We start from the raw sequence: 21,397 nt of genomic DNA, 5'->3' as shown, positions 1-21,397 counted from the left end.
CTATGTCAAAGAGACCCAACCTGAATCAGGTTTGAGTGTCGCTTGATCAGCCTGCCAGAAATGGCCTTGTGAGGGCTGGTCATACTTGCGGTCGATCGAACGATCCGAAAGTGCGCACCAAAGCAATGTGCCCACTGCCCCATGTGTCGCGATTGCAAGATCCCCGGCACCATGCGTCTGGATTATCTCTGTTACTGCTCGATGAATGCGCCTCTGCGCCTCGACAGCTGTTTCCCAACCGCGATAGCTCGTATCCGGCTGAGCAAAGAAAGCATCGGCCGCGGCCTCGAAATCGTCCCGAGGCAAGTAACCGGTTGCGCTGCGGTCGTTCTCACCAAGACCCAAGTTGCAATTCACGGGTAGCGCTCGTGGTGCAGCAAGAATCTCACCTGTTTCGCGGGCCTTCCGCTCGCCACTGGTCCATATCTGCGTCACGTTGGACAAGACTTCACTGGATGCAAATTCAGTAGCGCGTTTGCGGCCCACAGCATTCAAGCCCCACTCAGTTATCGGGACGGCCGGATCGACAGAGACCTCGGGGTGCGAGATGATAATGAGTTTCGGCATTTAATCCGGCAAAAGAACGGGGCCTTTGTCAGCAAAGCCCATTTTGATTTTGGTGCCGGGATCAAGCGGCGCGTCGACGTCATCGTGTACGGCAAAAACCTGGCCGAATTCACCGGTCAGCGTGTATTCCATCCGAACGCCGACATAGGTCGCCTTGGCCACCGTGGCTGGTATGCCTTGGTCTGAACCGATGACCAGACGTGAGGGTCGCACGGCGATGGTCGCGGGTCCTTCGGACAATCCGCGGCGTGGTAGCGTGTGGTGATAGCCTTCTATTTCTATTGTTGCCGCGTCGCCGTTGATTTCGACGATTTGGCATTCCAAAAGGTTTGCTTCGCCTATGAAATCGGCGACAAACCGGTCGTTCGGGGCATCGTAAAGCTGGCGGGGTGTGCCCATTTGGGCGATTGCTGCGTTGCGCATGACGACAATCTCATCCGAGACCGCCAGTGCCTCCTCCTGATCGTGGGTCACGTAGACAACTGTCAAACCAAGATCTTGCTGGATTGCCCGAATATCCTCTCGCACCTGACGGCGAAGCTTGGCATCGAGGTTTGACAGCGGCTCATCGAACAGCAGTACCTGCGGCTCAAGAACTAGTGCACGGGCAACGGCAACACGCTGTTGTTGACCCCCCGACAGTTCAGAGGGAAGACGGTTGTCGAACCCCTGAAGACCAACAAGTTCCAATCCATTCAGAGCGCGACTGCGGGCTTCATCCTTTGCAAAGCCCGAGAATGTGAGGCCATACATCACGTTTTCCAGCACGCTCATGTGAGGGAAAAGCGCATATGACTGGAACACCATGGATACGTCACGGTCGGTGGCAGGCAATTTGGTCACGTCCCGATCTCCGATCAGGATCTTGCCCGAGCTTGCCATTTCCAACCCGGCAATCATGCGCAGAGTCGTTGTTTTCCCACAGCCTGACGGGCCAAGCAGTGTGACGAGTTTCCCAGCCTCGACGTTCAGGTTGATGTTGTCGACGGCAACGACATCCTTGCCGAACACTTTCGACACGTTCTCAAAGCGTACCGGGGCGGCCTTGGAACCGATTTTGGTGTCGGTCATGGCGATGTCTCCGATCCGTGCTGCGTGCGTCGGCCAATCTGGACCCGGCCGACGAGAAGTTGCAATAAGCCGACCGCCGCGAGCATCACGAAGATCAGCGTCGTCGAATAGGCGATCGCAAGGCCATAGTCGTTATTCTCGACCCGACCAATGATGTAGCTGGTCGCCATGTCATACTCTGCACTGACCAGAAAGATGACGGCCGAAATCGCCGTCATGGCGCGAACAAAGCTGTATACAAGCGCAGCAAGAATCGCAGGGCGCAACAGCGGCAGGATGACGTTTCGGAACGTCTGCCACGAGTTTGCACCAAGGGTCAGCGAGGATTCATCAAGGCTGCGGTCAAGCTGCGACATGCTCGCGATCCCTGCACGAACGCCAACCGGCATATTGCGGAAGATGAAGCTGACAACGAGAATGACACCCGTACCCGTGATTTCAATTGGCGGAACGTTGAAGGCCAGGATGTAGCTGACGCCGATCACTGTCCCGGGGATAGCGAAGGACAACATTGTTCCAAATTCGAAAGCGTTCTTGCCTGCAAAACTTTGTCTTGTCAGCAGATAAGCGGTCACCAGACCAACGGCGGCAGTCAATGGGGCAGCAATGGCCGCGATGGTTATGGTGGTCCAGAAACTGTCCCAAGCTGCCCCGGTCCAGCGAATACCCTCGTCTTCGAAGCGGACCGAGAATGCGGTGATGTAGTGCTTGATCGTTAGCGAGTTATCGACGCCCCACAACTCGACAACACTGCCGTAAATGATCATCGCGTAAACAACAATTGTGAACAGCGCCCAGCCCAGAGCGATGAGCAGTACCGGGACAGAAAGGCCAGTCGGCATCAGTGGATGAACGCCGGCATCCCCTTTGCCGGTGACGGTTGTATAGCTTTTCTTCCCCAGCCAGACACGCTGCGCGTAAAAGGCGGAAAGAGTAAAGAACAGCAGCACCATGGCCAGAACCGCGGCCCTGCCCTGATCGTATTGAGCGCCGACGATGGCAAAGAATATCTCGGTCGAAAGCACGTCGAAATTCCCGCCCAATACAAGCGGATTGCCGAAATCGGCCATGCTTTCGATGAAGCCCAGAAGAAATGCGTTCGCAAGACCAGGCCGCATCAGGGGCAAGGAAACCGTCTTGAATGTCTGCCATCTGCTGGCGCGGAGCGTTTGCGCCGCTTCTTCCATCGACGGAGAGACACCTTCAACCACCCCGATCAGAACAAGAAACGCGATTGGCGTAAACGCGAGTGTCTGGGCGATCAGGATGCCCGGCATTCCGTAAAGCCAGCGTGTCGGTTGCGTGCCGAACAGTTCGGCAAAGACCCGGGTGACAGACCCGGACAGGCCAAATAGCAGGATCAGCGCCAGGCCGATAACGAATGGCGGGGTGATTATTGGCAGAACGGTCAGAGCCCGCAGCGCGCGCTTGTAGCGGAAGCCTGAGCGCGTCACGACAAGTGCAAAGCAAAGACCCAGGACCGTGGTGATGACACCGACAAGGATGGCAAGGAACAGTGAATTCCAGGCTGCGCCACAACGCGCGCCCTGAAAACACCCCAGACCCCACAGTCGATCATCGAAAAACTTCGAGAAGAAGACCGCGATGGAATACGCGCCGTCTTCGGTGATGAAGGCAGCGAAAAGCATCTTCGCGATCGGAAAAAAGACAAACGCGGTGACAATTGTAATAACGCCTCCGATAGCGCTTACGACAAAGACGTCACCGTTAATGGCACCCCTTGCTGCAATCCCCTGAGTAAGCAGGAACAGAAAGCTTGAGGCGCATATCATCGCGCCATAGCCCATGCCGAACTGACGGTCGCCAAGTTCGCCAAACATCGCCTCCAACCAATTGAAGTTGAAACCTCTGATGCCAATGCTGAACCCTTGGGCGATCAGCCAGCCAAAGCCAAGCGCCCCTGACAGGATCAGTATGCGGGCGAAAACTGGATCAGATTTGGCGCGCTTCAACACCAGAAGCGGCAGGGCGAGTGCGATCAAAAGCGGCGCGAGCCAAAGTTTTTCGCCCTGCCCGATCAGAAATGCAGCGGGGGCGTAACCCTCATCGAATGGATAGCCGTCCAAAATCCACTCGAACGACCAAAGGCCGCCGTCGACCATATACCAAGGCAACAGGCAGAATCCGACCCACCCGGCCGTGATCCAGAAGATCAGGACCGGATGGGTCGTTTTTGAAGTCCGGTCAGTCATTTACTGCGGCAGAGTCGAAACCTCTTCGTCCCATTTCTGCAACAAACGCTTCCGTTCGTCTGAGGACCCATACTTTTTGAAGTCATAGTCAATCAGCTTGATCTGGCTCATGTCAGGTGCGCTTTCCGAAGTTTCCGCGCCTTTGTTCGATGGCACCTGAAACGCGTTGACTTGAAGGGCAAGGTTCTGAGCTTCGGGCGAGAGGGCCCAGTCATAGAACTTTTTCGCCTCTTCTTCGTTGCGGGCTCCTTCAATAATCGACATCGAACCGATTTCGTATCCTGTGCCTTCGCATGGTGCGACGACCTTAATCGGGAATCCTGAAACGGCCTGTTTCACGGCGTCATGCATGAAGACGATACCAATGGTGTTCTCACCACGACCGGCGGCCTTGATCGGCGCGGACCCAGACTTGGTATATTGGTTGATGTTCGAATGCAGGCCTTTCATGAACTCAAAACCTTCATCCTCGCCAAAGATCTGCACCATCGACGCCAGCGTGGTATAGGCCGTACCTGATGAGTTCGGGTTCGCCATCTGAACGTGGCCCTTGTATTCGGGCTTCAACAGGTCTTTCCAACAGGCCGGTTCGGGCAGGTTGTTGGCTGCGATAAGATCGGAATTGTAGCCGTAGCCCAGTGCGCCCGAATAGATGCCGATCGTTCTGTTACCCGCACTTTCTGCCTGGGATATCGCCCAATCATGAAGCTGATCGCGCATTGGCGAAATGTATTCCATCGTCAGGCCCTCTTCGGCGGCCTGCAAATGCGGATCACCCGTACCGCCCCACCAAACGTCTCCTTTCGGGTTCGAGCTTTCGGCGCGGATTTGTGCAAAGGTTTCACCTGACGATTTTCGCGTCATGTTGACGTCGATGCCTGTTGCATCTTCAAAGCTGCGCGCCATCAGTTGGCACCAATCTTCTTGCGCCGAACAATAAAATGTCAGTTTGTCGGCCTGTGCCGCCGACAGTGACGCGGCCAGGGCGATCACCGATCCAACCGTGGTGGATATCAATTTCCTCATTTTTTTCCTCCCTTTGAGCTTGATGCGTCCGGGTTTCCCGGTTCTTTCATGCCCTTCCTCATGCGGCCTGTCGAAGTTTCTTTATGACAATTTTGACTTCTGGATCGTCTGTCAGATTGTTCAGCAAATCTGACAGATCGCTTTCTTGTACCAACTTTGCGGCTTTTGCCGGTGAAAACCAGTGACGCGTACGTTCACCTTTTTCTTTCCAGCGTCGCTTCAGCTTTTCGACGACCATAGGGTAAAGGGTAACACGGCAGCGAACGCTGCTTCGCCCCTCGTATCGTTTGTCATAGAAAAAATGACCGATTGGCCGTTTCGATATGGTGCCGATAGCGCCTGCTTCTTCTTGCGCTTCTATTTCGGCGGCATGCCATGGTTTTTTACCGTCCATTAGCCATCCTTTCGGGATAACCCACCTGCCGGTATCCCGCGAAGTGACCATAAGAACGCGCAACTCGCCAGTCTTGTCCCAGCGCATCGGAAGCGCCGCAATCTGATCTGCCGTTTCGCTGTCGCCCATGCTGCTCCTCAATGCCACACGATCAAGAACCAAAAGGAAGCTGTCTTATTGGCAAGTTGGCCGGTCAACGCTTTGCCTTGGCTCGTATTCTGAATTTGATCAGCCTGAGCATCTTTGCTTTGCGCTTGGTAATATTTGTGTTCGCTCGAATTCTCACAATCTTCCGAGGGTTATGCAACAAAAAATATTGCATTATGACCGAAAGCCCACAAAAGTAAGTGTCGAAGCCTAGTCGGGTCGTCGGATGTCCAAAACTAAAACGCGCGGCAAAATGTCTGAAAAGAACCACAGCCGGGTAAAGAAATCCGACCGGCGCCAACAGATATTGTTGGAACTGAAGCTGCGCCCGCACGTTCGGATCAACGAACTGGCGCAGCGGTTCAACGTCTCCACCGAGACTGTACGCAGAGATTTCGATGCTTTATCGAATGACGGCTTGATAGCGCGGGCACACGGGGGGGCATCGGCCGCCGCGCAAGGCCACTATCCGGGTTTGGATGAACGGACAAACGCTCAGGTCGAGGAACGCGAACGGATAGGTGCCACAGCGGCAGGACTGATCCAGAGCGGTGAAACGGTCATGATCGATTCCGGCTCGACCACAATCGAAATGGCACGTGCACTGGCTTATATTGGTACCCCTTGCACGGTAATCACCAATTCCATTCCCGTAGCTATGACCCTTGGTCATGGGGCTGCACAAGTGCTGTTATGCCCGGGGGAATATTTGGCAATTGAGTCCGCAACGATCGGAACCGAGACGCTGGAGTTTCTGTCCCGTTTCAACGTCGACAGATGCATGATCGGTTCCTCGGGGATTTCGACGGATGGCCCTTCAGAAACGGTGCGCGGCTTTGCGGCAGTAAAGAGGGTGATGCTGACACGAGCCGAAAAACGGCACCTTCTTGTTGATTCCGGGAAATTCGGCCGGAAAGGCCTGTCTCAGGTAGGAGACCTTGACGACCTGGATTCGATAATCACCGACAAAAAACCAACAGAAGAATTGCATAACGCGATTGAAGGCGCCGGGGTCAACGTTCTCGTCGCCGGGTAGATGTTAAATGGCTGATTAACAGCGGACAAAAAGCACCGCACTTGACTGGGAGGAAAACATGAAGATCGATATCAAACTATTGCTTGGGGCGTCTGCAATCGTACTCATGTCGATAAGTGGAGCGGCGTCAGCGCAGGATTGTCCACGTGGTGACTTGGACGAGCGTTTTTGTGATGCCGACGGGGACTTGATCGCGGATATCCCCACAGATCCTTCCGAGCAGATAGATCCTGACACTTTGATTTTTGCCTATACTCCGGTTGAAGACCCTGCCGTTTACAAAACCGCGTGGTCTGACTTTCTTGACCATTTGAAAGCAGAAACTGGCAAGGACGTCGTCTTTTTTCCAGTCCAGAACAACGCGGCCCAGATCGAGGCGATGCGTTCGGGGCGTTTGCATATTGCAGGCTTCAACACGGGTTCCAACCCACTTGCGGTAAACTGCGCTGGGTTCCGTCCGTTCACGATTATGGCCTCAAAAGACGGAAATTTTGGTTACGAGATGGAGATTATCACCTATCCGGGTTCGGGCATCGAAAAGGTCGAAGACATCAAGGGAAAGCAACTGGCTTTTACATCGCCCACATCCAACTCGGGGTTCAAAGCGCCCTCGGCGATCCTGAAAAGCGATTTTGATCTTCTGCCCGAACGCGATTTCGAACCAGTCTACTCGGGCAAGCACGACAACTCGATCCTGGGTGTCGCCAACAAGGATTACCTGGCGGCTTCGATCGCGAACTCGGTAAAATCGCGGATGATCTTGCGCGATGTGATCAAGGAAGATGATGTCGTTACGATCTACAAGTCGCAGACCTTCCCGACCACAGGGTTTGGGACCGTTTACAACCTGACGCCCGAGTTGCAGGAGAAAATCCGCAATGCTTTCTTCAACTTCGACTGGGACGGCACGACACTGGAGGCGGAGTTCTCGAAATCGAACGAAGGCCAATTCCTCGAGATGACCTATCAGGAATTCTGGGACGTTATTCGTAAAATTGACGCGGCAAATGGCGTCTCTTACGCCTGCCAGTAATTTTTGGCTCATCCGGCGGGCCTGAAAGGGCCCGCTGTTCACCCTAATCTGGGGCATTTCATGCTGCGTCTTCAAAAGCTGACGAAAACATACAAGACCGGAGATCAGGCGCTGAAGGCGATTGATCTTGAGGTTCCAAAAGGACAGGTTCTTGCGTTGATCGGGCCCTCGGGCGCGGGCAAATCGACCATGATCCGCTGTGTCAACCGGTTGGTTGAACCGACAAGCGGCGGTGTCCTTCTGGATGACGTTGACGTGACCAAACTCGGCTCGGGTGCGCTGCGGAAAGCACGCCGCCAAATGGGCATGATCTTTCAGGAATATGCTTTGGTCGAACGCCTCACGGTGATGGAAAACGTATTGTCCGGCAGGCTGGGATACGTGGGATTCTGGCGCAGTTTCCTGCGGCGGTATCCGCAGTCGGATGTGGACGAAGCCTTCCGGCTGCTCGATCGGGTGGGGCTGTTGCACATGGCAGATAAACGGGCGGACGAACTCTCTGGTGGTCAGCGCCAAAGGGTCGGCATCTGCCGGGCACTGATACAGAACCCAAAACTGCTGTTGGTCGATGAACCAACTGCATCGCTGGACCCAAAGACCAGCCGTCAGATTATGCGTCTAATCACCGAGTTATGTCGGGAACGCGGATTGGCAGCCATTATCAATATCCATGATGTGGCGCTTGCTCAGATGTTTGTTCCCCGCGTCGTGGGACTCCGCTTTGGCGAAATTGTGTATGATGGGCTTCCCACAGGTCTTACCCCTGAGAAGCTGACCGAGATCTATGGGGAAGAGGACTGGGAAGCCACCATCGAAAAAGTTGACGAAGATGACGATGTCGAGGCTGCAGAATGAGCCATCGAGAACTTGACGACATGCTGGGAAAAGGCTGGCGTAAGCCTGCCTTTGTCAAGAACCCAATGCTCCGCTGGGCATTGTTCCTTGGCTTTTTCGCCTACCTGATCGCAGCCTTTATGACCATCGAAGTCGATTGGGGCCGGGTCTATGAAGGACTGGATCGAGGTTGGGCATTTGTACTTGCGTTCACCAGCCCGGACTTCATTTCACGATGGTCAGATATTTGGAGCGGCCTTCTGGAAAGTATCGTGATGACCGTGGCCGCGTCGGTCATGGGCATTCTGATATCGATCCCGATAGGGCTGGGGGCTGCACGCAATATCGCGCCATTGCCCATCTATATGATTTGCCGGGGCATCGTCGCGATAAGTCGGGCATTGCAGGAGATCATTGTCGCCATTTTGCTGGTGGCTATCTTCGGTTTTGGTCCATTGGCCGGATTTCTGACGCTTTCCTTCGCCACCATCGGGTTTCTCTCGAAACTTCTGGCCGAAGACATCGAAGCCATGGACAAGGTTCAGGCCGAGGCTATCAAGGCCTCTGGAGCGCGTTGGCCACAATGGATCAACTATGGTGTCCAGCCGCAAGTGATGCCGCGACTTGTGGGCCTTTCCATGTATCGGATCGACATCAACTTCCGGGAAAGCGCGATCCTCGGGCTTGTGGGGGCTGGTGGAATTGGTGCGACTTTGAACACCGCATTCGACCGCTATGAATACGACACTGCGGCGGCCATTCTCATTCTGATCATCGGCATCGTGATGGCACTTGAATACCTTTCGGGAATTATTCGAGCGAGGGTTCAGTAATGCCGATACTTGAACGCGACGATGCGCAAATCTGGCGTCGCCGGACAACCGGTCAGAGCTTGGTCCGTTGGTTCGGCTGGCTGTTGGGCGTGGCGATCTTTGTTTACTGCTGGCAGCTGATCTCAGAGTCGACGACTTGGTTTTTCGTCTGGGACGCACCCCGCATCGCCAATGATATCTGGACCCGTGCGACGCCCCCCAAATGGGAGTACATCACCCAGTTGGGCCGTCCGATTTGGGACACGCTAAACATTGCCACCCTGGGAACAATCATCGCCCTATGCATGGCAGTGCCCGTCGCCTTTTTGGCGGCCCGCAACACCACGCCATCGGCCTTGTTCATCCGCCCGATTGCCCTGTTGGTCATTGTCTCGACCCGCTCTATCAACTCGTTGATCTGGGCGCTTCTTCTGATCGCGATTATTGGTCCCGGAGTGTTCGCCGGTGTCATAGCAATCGCCATTCGTTCAATCGGGTTTTGCGCAAAGCTTCTTTACGAAGCGATTGAGGAAATCGATCACTCTCAGGTCGAAGCAATTACGGCAACCGGTGCTTCACGCTGGCAGGTCATGGCCTATGGGATCGTACCGCAAATCCTACCAGCTTTCGCGGGCATTGCCGTCTTCCGTTGGGATATCAACATCCGCGAGTCCACAGTGCTCGGGCTGGTTGGAGCCGGGGGTATCGGGTTGCAACTCTCAGCTTCGCTCAACGTTCTGGCTTGGCCACAAGTCAGCCTGATCCTGATTGTCATTCTCGTCGCGGTTATGATCAGCGAATGGGTTTCGGCGAAAGTACGAGGGGCCATCATTTGACCGGGTTCTCTGCGCAAGAGGCTTTTGACGCCTACGAGGCTGTACGACATCGCCTGCCGCAAACCAGATCTACTGAATTGAGCTATCGCCAGGCGGACACGCTGGAGGACATAGCTCATGAGTTTGACGTGTTCCTCCTCGATGCATTCGGGGTTCTCAATATTGGTGAAACGGCGATACCGGATACGCCAGATCGGGTCAGGACGCTGAAAGCCGCCGGCAAACGTGTTCTGGTCGTGTCGAATGCCGCTGGGTTTCCCCACGCAACCCTTATGGAGAAGTACACGAGGCTTGGTTACGATTTCGCACCACAAGACGTGATCACCAGCCGGGCCACGTTGTTGTCTGAACTGAACGGCCAAAGTGATTTGCATTGGGGATTGATGGCGACCCCCAGTGCCGGCCTTCGCGATCTGGAGGGGCTGAAACTGTCCTATCTGGAGGATGATCCGAAGCCTTACGAAACCGTCGACGGGTTCTTGTTGATCGGGTCAGCGGTTTGGACTGAAGCGCGACAAGCCATGTTGGAGGCCACTTTGCAAGAGCGTCCCCGCCCGGTATTGGTCGGCAACCCTGACATCGTCGCTCCGCGCGAGTACGGTTTTTCCAAGGAACCCGGTCTTTACGCGCACCGGCTGGCAGACCGGACAGGCGTCGCCCCCCGGTTCTTTGGGAAGCCTTTCGCCAATATCTATGATATTGCTTTCCAACGTCTCGGGCACATCGACAAGTCCCGGGTTCTGATGGTTGGCGACAGTCTTCACACCGACATACTGGGCGCACGAGAAGCAGGCATACCTTCCGCACTCATCTCGGGATACGGTTTCTTCGCAGGGCATGATGTTGAAGCAGCAATCATGAAGGCCGGGATAGCACCGAACTTTGTTTTAAACCGGCCTTGATGTCAGGGCGTTCCGCTTGGATATGTTTTCCTGTCAACTCGAACATCGGGTGACTCTGCGTTGCGAACATGCCGCCCAAATGGATGAAGCGCCGCGTGTGAACGGCCGCTTTGGAAAACCCATCCGCAACAACTGAACTCTGGGCTCATGTCCGGCTTGGGCCGCATTCCGACCTTTGCAAAGCCCGTTTTCTGCGCATGGCCGTCGCCGGCTTTACGGAGCATGTCTGCCTTGGAAGGCTCTGGGTTCGTCAGATTGCAATGTTCCGTAAATGCGATTGGCATGTTTCGGGTTGGATGGAGTGGTCGGGATTATTGATGCGCCCGACCCCCCTGCCCCCACCTTTCACCGCCCCACATGTCAGTGTCGTCAGAAAGCAAATCTTCTTACGATTTGCGGGACATTCAGTCGGTCTCGCCAAAACCTTTCGGTACCGGCAGATCAGGCAGAGTTGCCGCACGTTTTTGCAAGGCCCGCCCGATGACCACACGGCTGATTTCCGTCGTCCCGTCCACGATCCGCAGCATTTGCGCAAGGCGGGACAAACGATCCAGACCGTAGGGCTGCAACAGCCCCGCACCACCCAGGACCTGCGTACAGGTGTTCGCAGCTTTCACGGCGGCATCGGGCACGAACCTTTTCGCATGGGCCGCCATCAAGGGGCCTTCGGGCGTGCCAAGGGAGTCTGCCGCCTTTCGGTAGAGAAGCTTTGAGGCTTCAAGGTCGGTTGCAACCTCGCCCAGCATCCACTGGATCCCGTCCAGATCAAGGTTCCTGCCGCCAAACATCTTTCGGTTCTTGGAATAGGACAACGCCGTATCCAGCGCAGATTGCATCAATCCACAACATCCTGAGGCAATCGAAACACGAGCAATGTCGATGGCCATGAGCGCGCCTTGAAGGCCCTGACCAATGGGCAGGATGATGTTGGTTTCATCGACCACGACCTTGTCCATGTACATTTCGGCCAAGGGCAAGAAGTTGTAGGACGGGGTATCATAAAGCGGCCCAAAACTGAGGCCCGGTGCGTCGGCGGGAATGGCGATCATCGCCATGTCCTTGTGGCCGGGTGCGTCGCTGGTCTTGACCACGGTGAAATAGATATCCGCCTCGGTCGCCAGGCTGACCCATGCCTTCGCGCCGCTGATCGTCCATGTGCCGTCGTCATTGATCACGGCGCGCGAATACATGTTTGTTGCGTCCGATCCGGATTGTGGTTCGGTCAGTGCAAAGTTCGCCAGCTTGCGTCCAGATGTCAGGTCCCGCGCCCACTTTTCCTTGAAGGCATCTGTGCCATAGCCGCAGCCCGCGAAGGTACAGATGTTGTGCATCGACAGCGCAAAGGCATATGCGCCATCGCCCCGTCCCAGTTGTTCATAAACCTGAATGCCCTCGGACAGCGGCAGGGCCTGCCCGCCGAACTCTTCGGGGGCGTAGAGCCCCGCCAAGCCAACGGCCCCGGCCTTGTCCGAAGCATCGCGCGGCCACTTCTTCGCGGCGTTCCAGGCATCCACATTGGGCAGGATCACCTGCTCGGCGTGGTCGTGTGCGGCTTGGAGTATGGTGTCGAGTTTGTCTGACATTGGCGGATCCTTTCACGACAGTCATTCTCAGATGGCGCCACAATCTGGAAGCCATGGATGAGCGGGATGATGAGTTTTGAGGGCGAAACTTCTGATAAGAACGTTTTTCTACAGCAAGATCTAGCGATCCAGCCCGCTGGGGACCATCTCGTGCAATGACAGATCATTGTCCAAAAGTGACAAAACGGGCACCCTACATTTGCACCCTGCGATATGAGCTGGGCGTGCTTCCGGTCCAGCGTTGAAAGGCCCGGTGGAAATTGGCTGCCGACGAAAATCCGACATCATGTGCGATGGCTTCAACGCTTTTGCGCCCCGCTTGAAGATCACGGATAGCGATGTCACGCCGCAAGGCGTCCTTGATGGCCTGAAATGATGTTCCATCCGCATGCAGCCTGCGGATCAGGGTGCGGGGGGTCATGTGCATCGCGGATGCTGTCCGGGTCAGGGTTGCCGCGTCCCATCCCGATTGGACCAGATAGGTGCGCACCCGCAGCGATTGGGTGTGCTCTCGCGAACTGGTGAAGATCCAGTCTCGGGGTGCGTTTTGCAAAAACCTGTCAAGGTCATTTGTGCTGCGCGCCTGCACTGGACCCAGTGCATTCGGATCGAACGAAATCGCGGTGGCGCCTTGACTGAACCGTAGCGGTGCCGGAAAGATGATCGCGTAATCCTGATCAAAGCCGGGGCGCTCAAACACGAAATCGACAGCCTTGACCGGAACTTCGTGCCCCGCCAGCCAGGACATGAGCCCATGGGCAAGTTTGAGTATCAGCATGTGCCCGAACCGCTGAACTTGAGCTGCGCCATGTGGCTTCAGGGTAAGCACCAACATGTTATCGGCGTCATCCAGATCAAACCGATAGTCATCCAGCAACAAGTTCCAGAAGGTCGAAAAGCGATATAGTGCCGATGAAAGAGACGTGGCTTCCCGGATTGTCGTCAAAAGGTGTTGCAGGGCTCTAGGCCGGATCGGGCGGCTCCAAAGCCCCATCATCTCGTCACCGGTCTCAACTGCGGCAAGTTGATAGAGACATACGATCTGATCCAGCGTGACGCGGCCATGAGGGTGACGCGTATCCGCGACCAAACCCGACCGGCCGAGAAGCGATGACATCTGCGCCTCGGGGCATAGCGTACGCAATGCCGCCAACCAGTCATCGATAAACTGGCTGGAAACCGTGGACAGGATCGTTGGTGCGGCATTGGTCATGACGTGCAAGGAGGTATCACCAATTCCGGTCGAGATGAAACACGGCGAATGTAGGTTGCGGATTGGCAATGTCTTCACCAAACAACGCTCTGCTTGAACTCAATTCAGTGGGCCAGCGCCCCAGTTCGCCGCACCGGTCATCGAATATTGCTGCGCGGCGGCGGGCAGAGCATTTGTTTGCAACGGCAAGCAATCTTGCGAATGAACTGGGCGCTCTTTTTGCTCGGGCCGTCCAATGCCCCAAATCCCGGGCTGTAGACGGCCAAAATTTAATCAGTCAGGCTTTGATAATGAGCAGCTGAGAGGCTGTCACAGGCACCAATTCCGAAACATCGCAAAAATAAATAGCAATTTTTTTGAATACTTTTACCATGTGGTCAAATTAGGGGGCAGATGAATGTTTGACATCATCATCAGAAAGGCCAGCTTGCCGGATGGCCGCGAACCGGTGGATATTGCGATCAAGGGCGACCGTGTTGCAGAAATTGCCGCTGACATCACGGGTGAGGCGCGTGAAGAAATTGACGCAACGGGCCGCCTGGTTTCACCTCCGTTCGTCGACCCGCACTTCCATATGGACGCCACCCTGAGCCTCGGGTCGCCACGTATGAATGTCTCGGGCACACTTTTGGAGGGCATCGCGCTTTGGGGAGAACTGAAGCCCCTTCTGACGCCCGAAGCGGTGATTGAGCGGGCCATGCGATATTGCGATTTGGCCGTGTCGCAGGGATTGCTGGCCATCCGTTCGCATGTGGATGTTTCGTCAACTCCGTTGGTGGGTGTCGAAGCTTTGCTGGAAGTGCGCAAGCAGGTTGCCCCTTATATTGATTTGCAATTGGTGGCATTCCCGCAAGATGGCCTCTATCGATCGGAACATGCCGAAAAGAACCTGATCCGGGCGCTCGATATGGGGGTCGATGTGGTGGGCGGCATCCCGCATTTTGAACGCACGATGTCGGAAGGCGCCCGATCTGTCACGAGGCTGGCCGAGATTGCCGCAGATCGCGACCTGATGCTGGACCTGCACTGTGATGAAAGCGACGATCCGATGTCGCGCCATGTGGAAACCCTCGCCTATGAGACCACGCGCCTCGGGCTCGGGGGTCGAGTGACTGCAAGCCACGTTACCGCGATGCATTCATACGACAACTACTATGCTTCGAAGCTTATTCCGCTGATCGCGGAAAGTGGCATGAACGTCGTGCCAAACCCGCTTATCAATATCACGCTGCAAGGCCGCTCGGACACGTATCCGCGCCGCCGTGGCCTGACCCGCGTACCAGAATTGCGGGCAGCGGGTGTGAACGTTTCCTTCGGGCAGGATTGCACCATGGATCCATGGTATTCTCTTGGGTCCGCCGACATGCTGGAAGTGGCCCATATGGGCGTGCATGCGGTGCCGATGACATCCCGCGAAGCGATGGAATGGGCTTTCACATCCGTTACCCAGAACGGTGCCAAGACCATGGGTCTGCCCGACCCGACAATTCGCAAAGGCGGCCCAGCCAACATGGTTATGCTGCAAGCGCGTGACCCGATTGAAGCTGTTCGCATGAAAGCCACACGTCTTGCCGTCATCAAAAACGGCCAGGTGCTGGCGCGTACCGAACCAAAACTGGCCGCGCTTTCCTTGCCCGGCCGCCCCTCGACCCTGGATCCCGCGGATTACGCGCCCAGGCCCAATATTCAGGAAGCCCAAAAACAAGAATAGTTGCCACCAACAGAAGAGGATACTCCGATGAAACTCACCACTACACGTCGTCAACTGATGGTCGGCGCTGCGGCCACGCTGGCCCTGCCGGCTTATATCCGCCGCGCCAATGCACAATCTGCGACCCGCGTCGCTGGCGTGCATATGTCTCCGGTCGAAAATGCGTGGAACAGCCGGATCCACGTGGCGATGCAGGAAGCCGCCGAGGCTGGTCTGATCGAATATGAGTTTTCAGAGGGTGTAGCTCCGACCGACTATCCCCGTGCGATGCGCGAATACGCCGAAGGCGGCGCGCAAATCATTTGGGGCGAGTCCTACGCGGTGGAACGCGAAGCACGCGAAGTGGCGGGTGACTACCCCGATACCGCGTTTCTGATGGGGTCCTCCGGCGGACCGGAGGGCGACAATTTCGGTGTCTTCGGCACCCGCAACCACGAAGCGGCCTATCTGGCCGGAATGCTTGCCGGCCAAATGTCGGAAAGCAATGTTTTTGGTTCCGTCGGCGGTTATCCGATCCCCGAGGTGAACCTGCTGATCAATGCTTTCCGGATGGGCGTCAGTGAAGTGAACCCTGACGCCACCTTCCTCAACGGTTTCATCGGAGCATGGTTTGATCCGGCCCGCGCACAGGAAGCCGCGATTGCCCAGATCGATGCAGGCGCGGACATCCTGTTTGGTGAACGCATTGGCACCGCAGATGCCGCTCAGGCGCGCGGCGTGAAGGCCATCGGTTCCCTGATAGACTATACGCCGCGCTATCCCGGTACGGTTTTTGCCAACGCGATATGGAACTATGGGCCAACCATCGAAGCCATCGTGGCGGATGTTCAGGCCGGCAATCCCACCGGGCGCAACTATACCGAATATTCCTTCATGGCCCATGGCGGCAATGAGTTGATCTATGTCGCCGACGAAGTGCCTGCCGACGCCATCCCTGCGATGGAGGCCAAACAGGCCGCGATCCGATCCGGCGAATGGGACGTTCCGATCGACGAAAGCGAGCCCTCCTGATCCCGGGGGCTTTGACGTGACCGATGCCACGGCTCTTGCAGCTGCCGTTTCGGCGGGGCAGGTCACTGCCACCGACGCGATGGAAGCAAGCCTTTCCGCCTGCCACGCGCATGCGGATCTGGGCGCCGTGGTGTTTCGGGACGAAGACATGGCCCGCGCCGGTGCGGAGGCGGCAGATGCAGCGCCATCAGACCGACGCGGGCCTTTTCACGGGGTGCCGTTCCTGGTCAAAGACCTCGGCGGTTCCGCCCAAGGGTTGCCCGCGGCTGCCGGGTCTGCGGCAATCCGCGCGCGCGGGCAAAAATCCGAAACTGACAGCTGCCTGCTACATGACTTGCGCCAGACCGGCCTGATCCCTTTTGGTGTGTCGGCAACACCGCCATTCGGCCTTTCCCTGACATGTGAACCAGATGGCATGGCCGCGGCCCGCAATCCATGGAATCCTGCGTTGACGCCCGGTGGCTCATCTGGCGGCGCCGCGGCTGCGGTTACAAGCGGCATCGTCGCCATTGCTCATGCCACGGATGCTGCCGGATCTATCAGAGTCCCTGCCGCGTGTTGCGGCTTGACCGGGCTCAAGCCGTCTCGTGGTGCGGTGCCCGGAGGTCCTGATTTTGCCAATCACCTGATGGGGATAGCGTCAGAACTGGTTCTGGCGCGGTCCGTTCGCGATGTGAAAACTGCCTTTCAAGCCGTAGCTCAGCCCATGGCCCCGGTATTTCCGGCAGACCGCGCCCGCATCGCATTGGCACTGCCCGAGCGTTGCGGAACTGACCAGTGCAAAGCCACCAAGGATGCGGCTGACGCTCTGCGAGACGCAGGTTGCGAAGTGCATGACATTTGCGCCCCGGACAAGATGGGGGCGGAGGCTCATGCAATCGCCCGCACGATACTGGCTGTTTCGCTGGCCGAGTGGCTCATTGCACTCAGGATATGTGATGACCAGGTTCCACCACTTGCCGCCGCCATGGCTGCCGAGGGCCGCGCCACATCTGCCACCGCGCTTTTTGCGGCCTCAAGACAGCTTGCTCGTCTGACATATCGTGCTCGCAAGCTTTTCGATTCTGCCGATGCTGTGCTGATGCCTGTCCTATCGTCTGCGCCGCCCGGTATTGGCACTTTGGACCTGTCTGGCGCTTCCGCAGATGAACACATGGCGCGGCTGGAGGCCTTTGCCCCAAACGCGGCCCTTGCCAATGTCGCAGGCTTGCCGGCTTTGGCATTGCCTGTTGGCATGGCAAATGACCTGCCGATCGGTGTGCAACTGATGGGACCACCCGGCTCGGATCTTGCGCTGCTGAAACTTGGCGCTTTGATCGAGTCGCGCGCGCCCGAACTTACCTTTCCGTCTCCAATCGCAGGCCTGCCCACATGAACAAGGTTCTGGAACTTCACGGCATAACAAAGCGTTTTGGAACGCTTACCGCCAATGATGATGTGACCCTGACACTGGCCGAGGGTGAAATCCTTGCATTGTTGGGTGAAAACGGCGCAGGTAAGACGACGCTGATGAACATCCTGTTCGGCCATTACGCAGCCGACGAAGGCTCTGTCAGGGTGTTCGGCAAAGCGTTGCCTCCGGGTCTGCCCCGCGCAGCGATCGAGGTGGGTGTGGGAATGGTTCACCAACACTTTACGCTTGCGGGCAACCTCACGGTTCTTGAAAACGTCATGCTTGGTTCAGAACCCCTGACACACGCCCGGTCCGCACGTGGCGAGGCGCGCGCAAAGTTGTTGCAGATCGCGGATCGGTTCGGTCTGCCCGTGAACCCCGACGACAGGATTAAGTCCCTGTCCGTGGGCGAACGTCAACGTGTCGAAATTCTGAAAGCACTGTACCGAGACGCGCGCATACTGATCCTGGATGAACCCACGGCCGTTCTGGCCCGGCCCGAGGCAATGCGCCTGTTCGAGACGCTGCGCGACATGACGAAAGAGGGTCTGTCGCTTATCTTCATCAGTCACAAACTGCATGAGGTCATGGCGGCCTCTGACCGTGTGGCCGTTCTTCGTGGCGGCAAGTTGGTCGCGGAACGCAGGACCTCGGAAACCACAACCGGAGAGTTGGCGGAACTGATGGTTGGCCGCAAAGTGGAACGACCCGTTCGTCAAGACCACGAGATTGGCGCGCCAGTCCTGATCGCAAACGATGTGCGCGTGGAAGACGACGGTGAATTGCGGCTGGATGACGTGTCATTCACCGTCCACGCTGGCGAGATCCTTGGTATCGTCGGCGTATCAGGCAATGGTCAGGCCTCGCTTGGCGGGCTGTTGTCTGGATTGGTTCACCCTAGCGCCGGGCAGTTGACACTCCTGAACCAGGATATCGGCCATCTGGGCCCGCGTGGCATGATCCGGGCAGGCGCTGGCAGGGTACCGGAAGACCGCCATGCAGAAGGTGTCGTGGGTGAATTGAGCCTGTGGGAAAATGCAGTTCTTGAACGTCTGCGCACACCGGAGTTTTCGCGGCGAGGCTTTGTCCGACAACGCGCCGCCCGAGAATACACCGCGGGGCTTATCGAACGATTTGACATCCGAGGGGCCAGTCCCGACACGCGCACACGGCTGCTGTCTGGTGGCAACATGCAAAAGCTGATCCTGGGGCGAGTCCTGACCAACGGACCGCGTTTCGTGCTCGCCAACCAGCCGACGCGGGGCCTTGATGAAGGGGCGATTGCCGCGGTTCATGCCGAGCTTTTGGCCGCACGGGCCGAGGGTGCCGCGATCCTGCTAATTTCAGAGGAACTGGAAGAAGCCGTAGCTCTTTCAGACCGGATACAGGCGATCGTAAAGGGTCGATTGTCGAAACCGATATCCGCTGATGAAGCTGACCCGCAACGCCTTGGCCTGATGATGGCAGGTGTCTGGAAGGAAGATGATGATGCGGCTTGAACGACGCACATATGTACCGCTGTACCTTGTGGTCATTGCGCCGCTGGTCGCAATCTTTACCGCGTTGTTATTGGCTGCGGGTCTAATTGCAGCGGCAGGTGTGAACCCGCTGACTGCCTATGGTGAAATGCTGACCGGTGCGCTTGGTTCGCGCCTTTCGATCACCGAAATGCTGACCCGCGCCACGCCACTGATCTTCACCGGGCTTGCTGCTGCCGTCGCTTTTCGGGCCCGGCTTTGGAACATCGGCGGCGAAGGGCAGTTCTTTGTCGGCGCGCTGATTACCGCGTGGATAGGGCATTCTCTCGGGGTTTCCGGATGGATCGGTATTCCGATTTTGATGGTGGCGGGCATGGCGGGGGGCGCGGCCCTGTTGGCGGGCCCCGCTTATTTGCGCCTGCGTTTCGGGGTGGATGAGGTGGTGACTACCCTGCTGCTCAACTTCATTGTGATCCTTTTCGTCGGCCTCATGATCGAAGGTCCGATGCGCGATCCGATGGCTTTTGGCTGGCCTTCCTCAGTGCCCGTGGGCGCAGAGTACCGCCTGCCGGATCTTATCCCCCGCACGCGCCTTCATATCGGGTTGCTTTTTGCCATCGCGGCAGCAGGTGTTGTTTGGCTGATCCTGGCCCGCACGGTTTTTGGGGCCGAAACCCGCGCCGCAGGCTTGAACGCCAGTGCCGCCGCCTTTGCCGGAATCTCCCTTCCCAAAACGATTATGGGTGTGGCCCTGCTTTCAGGCGCTTTGGCGGGGCTGGCAGGTTCCGTCGAAGTCATGGGCGTCACAGCCGGGGTCACCACAACCATGAGCCCCGGATTCGGCTATGCCGGTATCGTCGTCGCAATGCTGGCCGCATTGCATCCGGCCGGTGTGGTCACCGCCGCGGTTTTCGTCGCCACCGTTTTTGTCGGGGCCGACGCCATGAGCCGCGCAACCGGCGTTCCCAGCTTCATTGCCGACGTGATCGTGGCGCTCTGCCTGCTCACAATGATCGTGGCCCTTCTTTTCACAACGTACCGGGTGCGCCGATGAGTGATGCAATTGATCTGCTGCTGAACACCAGCCTCTGGGCGTCCGTGCTGCGCATTGCAACGCCGCTTATTTTCGGAGTCCTCGGCGCGTTGCTGTGTGAACGTTCGGGTGTGCTCAATCTGGGGATCGAGGGGATCATGACCATGGGCGCGATGAGCGGTTGGCTTGCCGTCTACATGGGCGCGCCTTTGCTGGTGGGCCTGATGTTCGCGGCACTTTGCGGCGCAATGTTGGGATTGCTGCACGCCATGCTGACGGTCCCGCTTGGATTGTCTCAACATGTCTCGGGGCTTGGCATCACGCTGTTTGCATCCGCGCTGGCCTACTACCTTTACCGGTTGCTTGTTGAAGTGGGCGATCTGCCCCCGACGATAGAACCCTTCCAGCCAGTCGATGTTCCGGGTATTTCCGATATTCCCATTCTGGGTCCGATCCTGTTCTCCCAGGCTCTGCCGACCTACCTCGCGCTGTTTGCGGTGGCTGTGATGGCCTACGTCCTTGCCCGGACACCGCTGGGGCTGGCCATTCGCATGACCGGTGAAAACCCGCACGCGGTTGAGGCGCAGGGGCTGAACCCCATTCGCATTCGCATAGGTGCAGTGGTTGTCGGATCAGCGTTGATGGCAGTGGGTGGCGCGTTCCTGACGACAACGGCGTTCAACAGTTTTTTCCCGGGCATGGTTCAAGGACGCGGCTGGATCTGCATCGCGCTGGTTGTGTTCGCAAGTTGGCGTCCGGGCAAGGCATTGATCGGTGCCGTGCTGTTTGCATTTTTCGATGCATACCAGCTGCGGCTGCAAACGGCGATTGAAGGCGTGCCATACCAACTCTTCCTGATGGCACCCTATGTGCTTTCCATCGTCGCACTCGTTCTCGTTGCCCGCAGGGCCGAAGTCCCTGCTGCGCTGATGGCACCCTATAGGCGCGGTGAACGTTAGGATCAGGTTTCACAGCCAGTGGATGACTGATCGTTGCAAGCGCGAAAGGGGCAGGACATACATGAGACATCGCTCATAGCGGGTTGCGACATTGGTGCCTGTGCCTTTCGTGTTGGCGGGATTTTGCGTCAGCACCTTGGGCAAG

General features: G+C 57.0%; 19 protein-coding genes. 12 read left to right on the top strand and 7 right to left on the bottom strand.

Translation table 11 applies throughout. From position 1 onward, the window contains the following. The 5 genes from AC2FNN_RS05280 to AC2FNN_RS05260 are packed head-to-tail and all read right to left on the bottom strand — an operon-like array spanning window position 1 to window position 5,400. A complete protein-coding gene (locus tag AC2FNN_RS05280) occupies window positions 1–567 on the bottom strand; it encodes a histidine phosphatase family protein (RefSeq protein WP_496757083.1) in 567 nt (188 codons plus the stop codon). Further along, window positions 568–1,638, bottom strand: coding sequence for an ABC transporter ATP-binding protein (locus AC2FNN_RS05275; RefSeq protein ID WP_496757082.1), 1,071 nt, complete (start codon window positions 1,636–1,638; stop codon window positions 568–570). It lies immediately after the preceding gene. Next, complete coding sequence (locus tag AC2FNN_RS05270) at window positions 1,635–3,851, bottom strand: ABC transporter permease (RefSeq protein ID WP_496757080.1); 2,217 nt, start codon at window positions 3,849–3,851, stop codon at window positions 1,635–1,637. Before AC2FNN_RS05270 ends, AC2FNN_RS05275 begins: the two co-directional genes overlap by 4 nt. Then, window positions 3,852–4,877, bottom strand: coding sequence for an ABC transporter substrate-binding protein (locus AC2FNN_RS05265; protein WP_496757079.1), 1,026 nt, complete (start codon window positions 4,875–4,877; stop codon window positions 3,852–3,854). A 58-nt stretch (window positions 4,878–4,935) separates the two neighbouring features. Next, window positions 4,936–5,400, bottom strand: a complete 465-nt coding sequence (locus tag AC2FNN_RS05260; protein WP_496757077.1) for an NUDIX hydrolase — start codon at window positions 5,398–5,400, stop codon at window positions 4,936–4,938. A 244-nt stretch (window positions 5,401–5,644) separates the two neighbouring features. On the opposite strand from AC2FNN_RS05260, the gene AC2FNN_RS05255 reads away from it, so the two are divergent. Genes AC2FNN_RS05255 through AC2FNN_RS05230 form a run of 6 tightly spaced genes read left to right on the top strand, consistent with a single transcriptional unit; the run spans window position 5,645 to window position 10,871 of the window. Continuing rightward, on the top strand, window positions 5,645–6,454 hold the full coding sequence (locus tag AC2FNN_RS05255; RefSeq protein WP_496757076.1) for a DeoR/GlpR family DNA-binding transcription regulator: 810 nt from the start codon (window positions 5,645–5,647) through the stop codon (window positions 6,452–6,454). A gap of 58 nt (window positions 6,455–6,512) precedes the next feature. Next, window positions 6,513–7,487: a phosphate/phosphite/phosphonate ABC transporter substrate-binding protein gene (phnD, locus tag AC2FNN_RS05250; RefSeq protein WP_496757075.1), complete on the top strand. Its 975-nt coding sequence runs from the start codon at window positions 6,513–6,515 to the stop codon at window positions 7,485–7,487. Between the two features lie 60 nt (window positions 7,488–7,547). Beyond that, the gene (phnC, locus tag AC2FNN_RS05245) at window positions 7,548–8,342 is read left to right on the top strand and encodes a phosphonate ABC transporter ATP-binding protein (protein ID WP_496757073.1); all 795 of its coding nucleotides are present in this window, start codon (window positions 7,548–7,550) and stop codon (window positions 8,340–8,342) included. Continuing rightward, on the top strand, window positions 8,339–9,154 hold the full coding sequence (gene phnE / locus AC2FNN_RS05240) for a phosphonate ABC transporter, permease protein PhnE (protein WP_496757071.1): 816 nt from the start codon (window positions 8,339–8,341) through the stop codon (window positions 9,152–9,154). The genes phnC and phnE (AC2FNN_RS05240) overlap by 4 nt, the downstream gene beginning before the upstream one ends. After that, on the top strand, window positions 9,154–9,969 hold the full coding sequence (phnE, locus tag AC2FNN_RS05235) for a phosphonate ABC transporter, permease protein PhnE (RefSeq protein WP_496757069.1): 816 nt from the start codon (window positions 9,154–9,156) through the stop codon (window positions 9,967–9,969). Before phnE (AC2FNN_RS05240) ends, phnE (AC2FNN_RS05235) begins: the two co-directional genes overlap by 1 nt. Continuing rightward, window positions 9,933–10,871, top strand: a complete 939-nt coding sequence (locus tag AC2FNN_RS05230) for an HAD-IIA family hydrolase (RefSeq protein WP_496757067.1) — start codon at window positions 9,933–9,935, stop codon at window positions 10,869–10,871. The genes phnE (AC2FNN_RS05235) and AC2FNN_RS05230 overlap by 37 nt, the downstream gene beginning before the upstream one ends. A 404-nt stretch (window positions 10,872–11,275) precedes the next feature. Here AC2FNN_RS05230 and AC2FNN_RS05225 read toward each other — a convergent pair whose 3' ends face one another. Together AC2FNN_RS05225 and AC2FNN_RS05220 are read right to left on the bottom strand one after the other, a co-directional pair. Beyond that, window positions 11,276–12,454 (bottom strand): acyl-CoA dehydrogenase family protein, encoded by a 1,179-nt coding sequence (locus AC2FNN_RS05225; protein ID WP_496757066.1) that lies wholly within the window; start codon window positions 12,452–12,454, stop codon window positions 11,276–11,278. Window positions 12,455–12,647: 193 nt separating this feature from the next. Further along, window positions 12,648–13,667, bottom strand: coding sequence for an AraC family transcriptional regulator (locus tag AC2FNN_RS05220; protein WP_496757131.1), 1,020 nt, complete (start codon window positions 13,665–13,667; stop codon window positions 12,648–12,650). 397 nt (window positions 13,668–14,064) lie between these two features. Between AC2FNN_RS05220 and AC2FNN_RS05215 the strand changes: the two genes are divergently transcribed. Genes AC2FNN_RS05215 through AC2FNN_RS05190 form a run of 6 tightly spaced genes read left to right on the top strand, consistent with a single transcriptional unit; the run spans window position 14,065 to window position 21,252 of the window. After that, window positions 14,065–15,378, top strand: coding sequence for an amidohydrolase family protein (locus AC2FNN_RS05215; protein ID WP_496757064.1), 1,314 nt, complete (start codon window positions 14,065–14,067; stop codon window positions 15,376–15,378). Between the two features lie 27 nt (window positions 15,379–15,405). Next, window positions 15,406–16,389, top strand: coding sequence for a BMP family protein (locus AC2FNN_RS05210; protein ID WP_496757062.1), 984 nt, complete (start codon window positions 15,406–15,408; stop codon window positions 16,387–16,389). A 16-nt stretch (window positions 16,390–16,405) separates the two neighbouring features. After that, window positions 16,406–17,764 (top strand): amidase, encoded by a 1,359-nt coding sequence (locus AC2FNN_RS05205; RefSeq protein WP_496757060.1) that lies wholly within the window; start codon window positions 16,406–16,408, stop codon window positions 17,762–17,764. Beyond that, window positions 17,761–19,281, top strand: coding sequence for an ABC transporter ATP-binding protein (locus AC2FNN_RS05200; protein ID WP_496757059.1), 1,521 nt, complete (start codon window positions 17,761–17,763; stop codon window positions 19,279–19,281). The genes AC2FNN_RS05205 and AC2FNN_RS05200 overlap by 4 nt, the downstream gene beginning before the upstream one ends. After that, window positions 19,271–20,314 (top strand): ABC transporter permease, encoded by a 1,044-nt coding sequence (locus AC2FNN_RS05195; protein ID WP_496757058.1) that lies wholly within the window; start codon window positions 19,271–19,273, stop codon window positions 20,312–20,314. The genes AC2FNN_RS05200 and AC2FNN_RS05195 overlap by 11 nt, the downstream gene beginning before the upstream one ends. Then, window positions 20,311–21,252, top strand: a complete 942-nt coding sequence (locus AC2FNN_RS05190; protein WP_496757057.1) for an ABC transporter permease — start codon at window positions 20,311–20,313, stop codon at window positions 21,250–21,252. Before AC2FNN_RS05195 ends, AC2FNN_RS05190 begins: the two co-directional genes overlap by 4 nt. Window positions 21,253–21,397 lie beyond the last annotated feature (145 nt).

Source organism: Ruegeria sp. BHSA118 (assembly GCF_059613405.1).
This window is presented reverse-complemented; position numbering and strand designations above follow the sequence as displayed.

What these genes read in the sequence shown, in the direction of transcription:
- AC2FNN_RS05220 (WP_496757131.1), bottom strand. Translation starts at nt 13,667, where the DNA reads ATGACCAATGCCGCACCAACGATCCTGTCCACGGTTTCCAGCCAGTTT.
- phnC (WP_496757073.1), top strand. Translation starts at nt 7,548, where the DNA reads ATGCTGCGTCTTCAAAAGCTGACGAAAACATACAAGACCGGAGATCAG.
- AC2FNN_RS05210 (WP_496757062.1), top strand. Translation starts at nt 15,406, where the DNA reads ATGAAACTCACCACTACACGTCGTCAACTGATGGTCGGCGCTGCGGCC.
- AC2FNN_RS05275 (WP_496757082.1), bottom strand. Translation starts at nt 1,638, where the DNA reads ATGACCGACACCAAAATCGGTTCCAAGGCCGCCCCGGTACGCTTTGAG.
- AC2FNN_RS05200 (WP_496757059.1), top strand. Translation starts at nt 17,761, where the DNA reads ATGAACAAGGTTCTGGAACTTCACGGCATAACAAAGCGTTTTGGAACG.
- AC2FNN_RS05195 (WP_496757058.1), top strand. Translation starts at nt 19,271, where the DNA reads ATGCGGCTTGAACGACGCACATATGTACCGCTGTACCTTGTGGTCATT.
- AC2FNN_RS05255 (WP_496757076.1), top strand. Translation starts at nt 5,645, where the DNA reads ATGTCCAAAACTAAAACGCGCGGCAAAATGTCTGAAAAGAACCACAGC.
- AC2FNN_RS05280 (WP_496757083.1), bottom strand. Translation starts at nt 567, where the DNA reads ATGCCGAAACTCATTATCATCTCGCACCCCGAGGTCTCTGTCGATCCG.
- AC2FNN_RS05270 (WP_496757080.1), bottom strand. Translation starts at nt 3,851, where the DNA reads ATGACTGACCGGACTTCAAAAACGACCCATCCGGTCCTGATCTTCTGG.
- AC2FNN_RS05230 (WP_496757067.1), top strand. Translation starts at nt 9,933, where the DNA reads ATGGGTTTCGGCGAAAGTACGAGGGGCCATCATTTGACCGGGTTCTCT.
- AC2FNN_RS05215 (WP_496757064.1), top strand. Translation starts at nt 14,065, where the DNA reads ATGTTTGACATCATCATCAGAAAGGCCAGCTTGCCGGATGGCCGCGAA.
- phnE (WP_496757071.1), top strand. Translation starts at nt 8,339, where the DNA reads ATGAGCCATCGAGAACTTGACGACATGCTGGGAAAAGGCTGGCGTAAG.
- phnD (WP_496757075.1), top strand. Translation starts at nt 6,513, where the DNA reads ATGAAGATCGATATCAAACTATTGCTTGGGGCGTCTGCAATCGTACTC.
- AC2FNN_RS05265 (WP_496757079.1), bottom strand. Translation starts at nt 4,877, where the DNA reads ATGAGGAAATTGATATCCACCACGGTTGGATCGGTGATCGCCCTGGCC.
- AC2FNN_RS05225 (WP_496757066.1), bottom strand. Translation starts at nt 12,454, where the DNA reads ATGTCAGACAAACTCGACACCATACTCCAAGCCGCACACGACCACGCC.
- AC2FNN_RS05190 (WP_496757057.1), top strand. Translation starts at nt 20,311, where the DNA reads ATGAGTGATGCAATTGATCTGCTGCTGAACACCAGCCTCTGGGCGTCC.
- AC2FNN_RS05260 (WP_496757077.1), bottom strand. Translation starts at nt 5,400, where the DNA reads ATGGGCGACAGCGAAACGGCAGATCAGATTGCGGCGCTTCCGATGCGC.
- phnE (WP_496757069.1), top strand. Translation starts at nt 9,154, where the DNA reads ATGCCGATACTTGAACGCGACGATGCGCAAATCTGGCGTCGCCGGACA.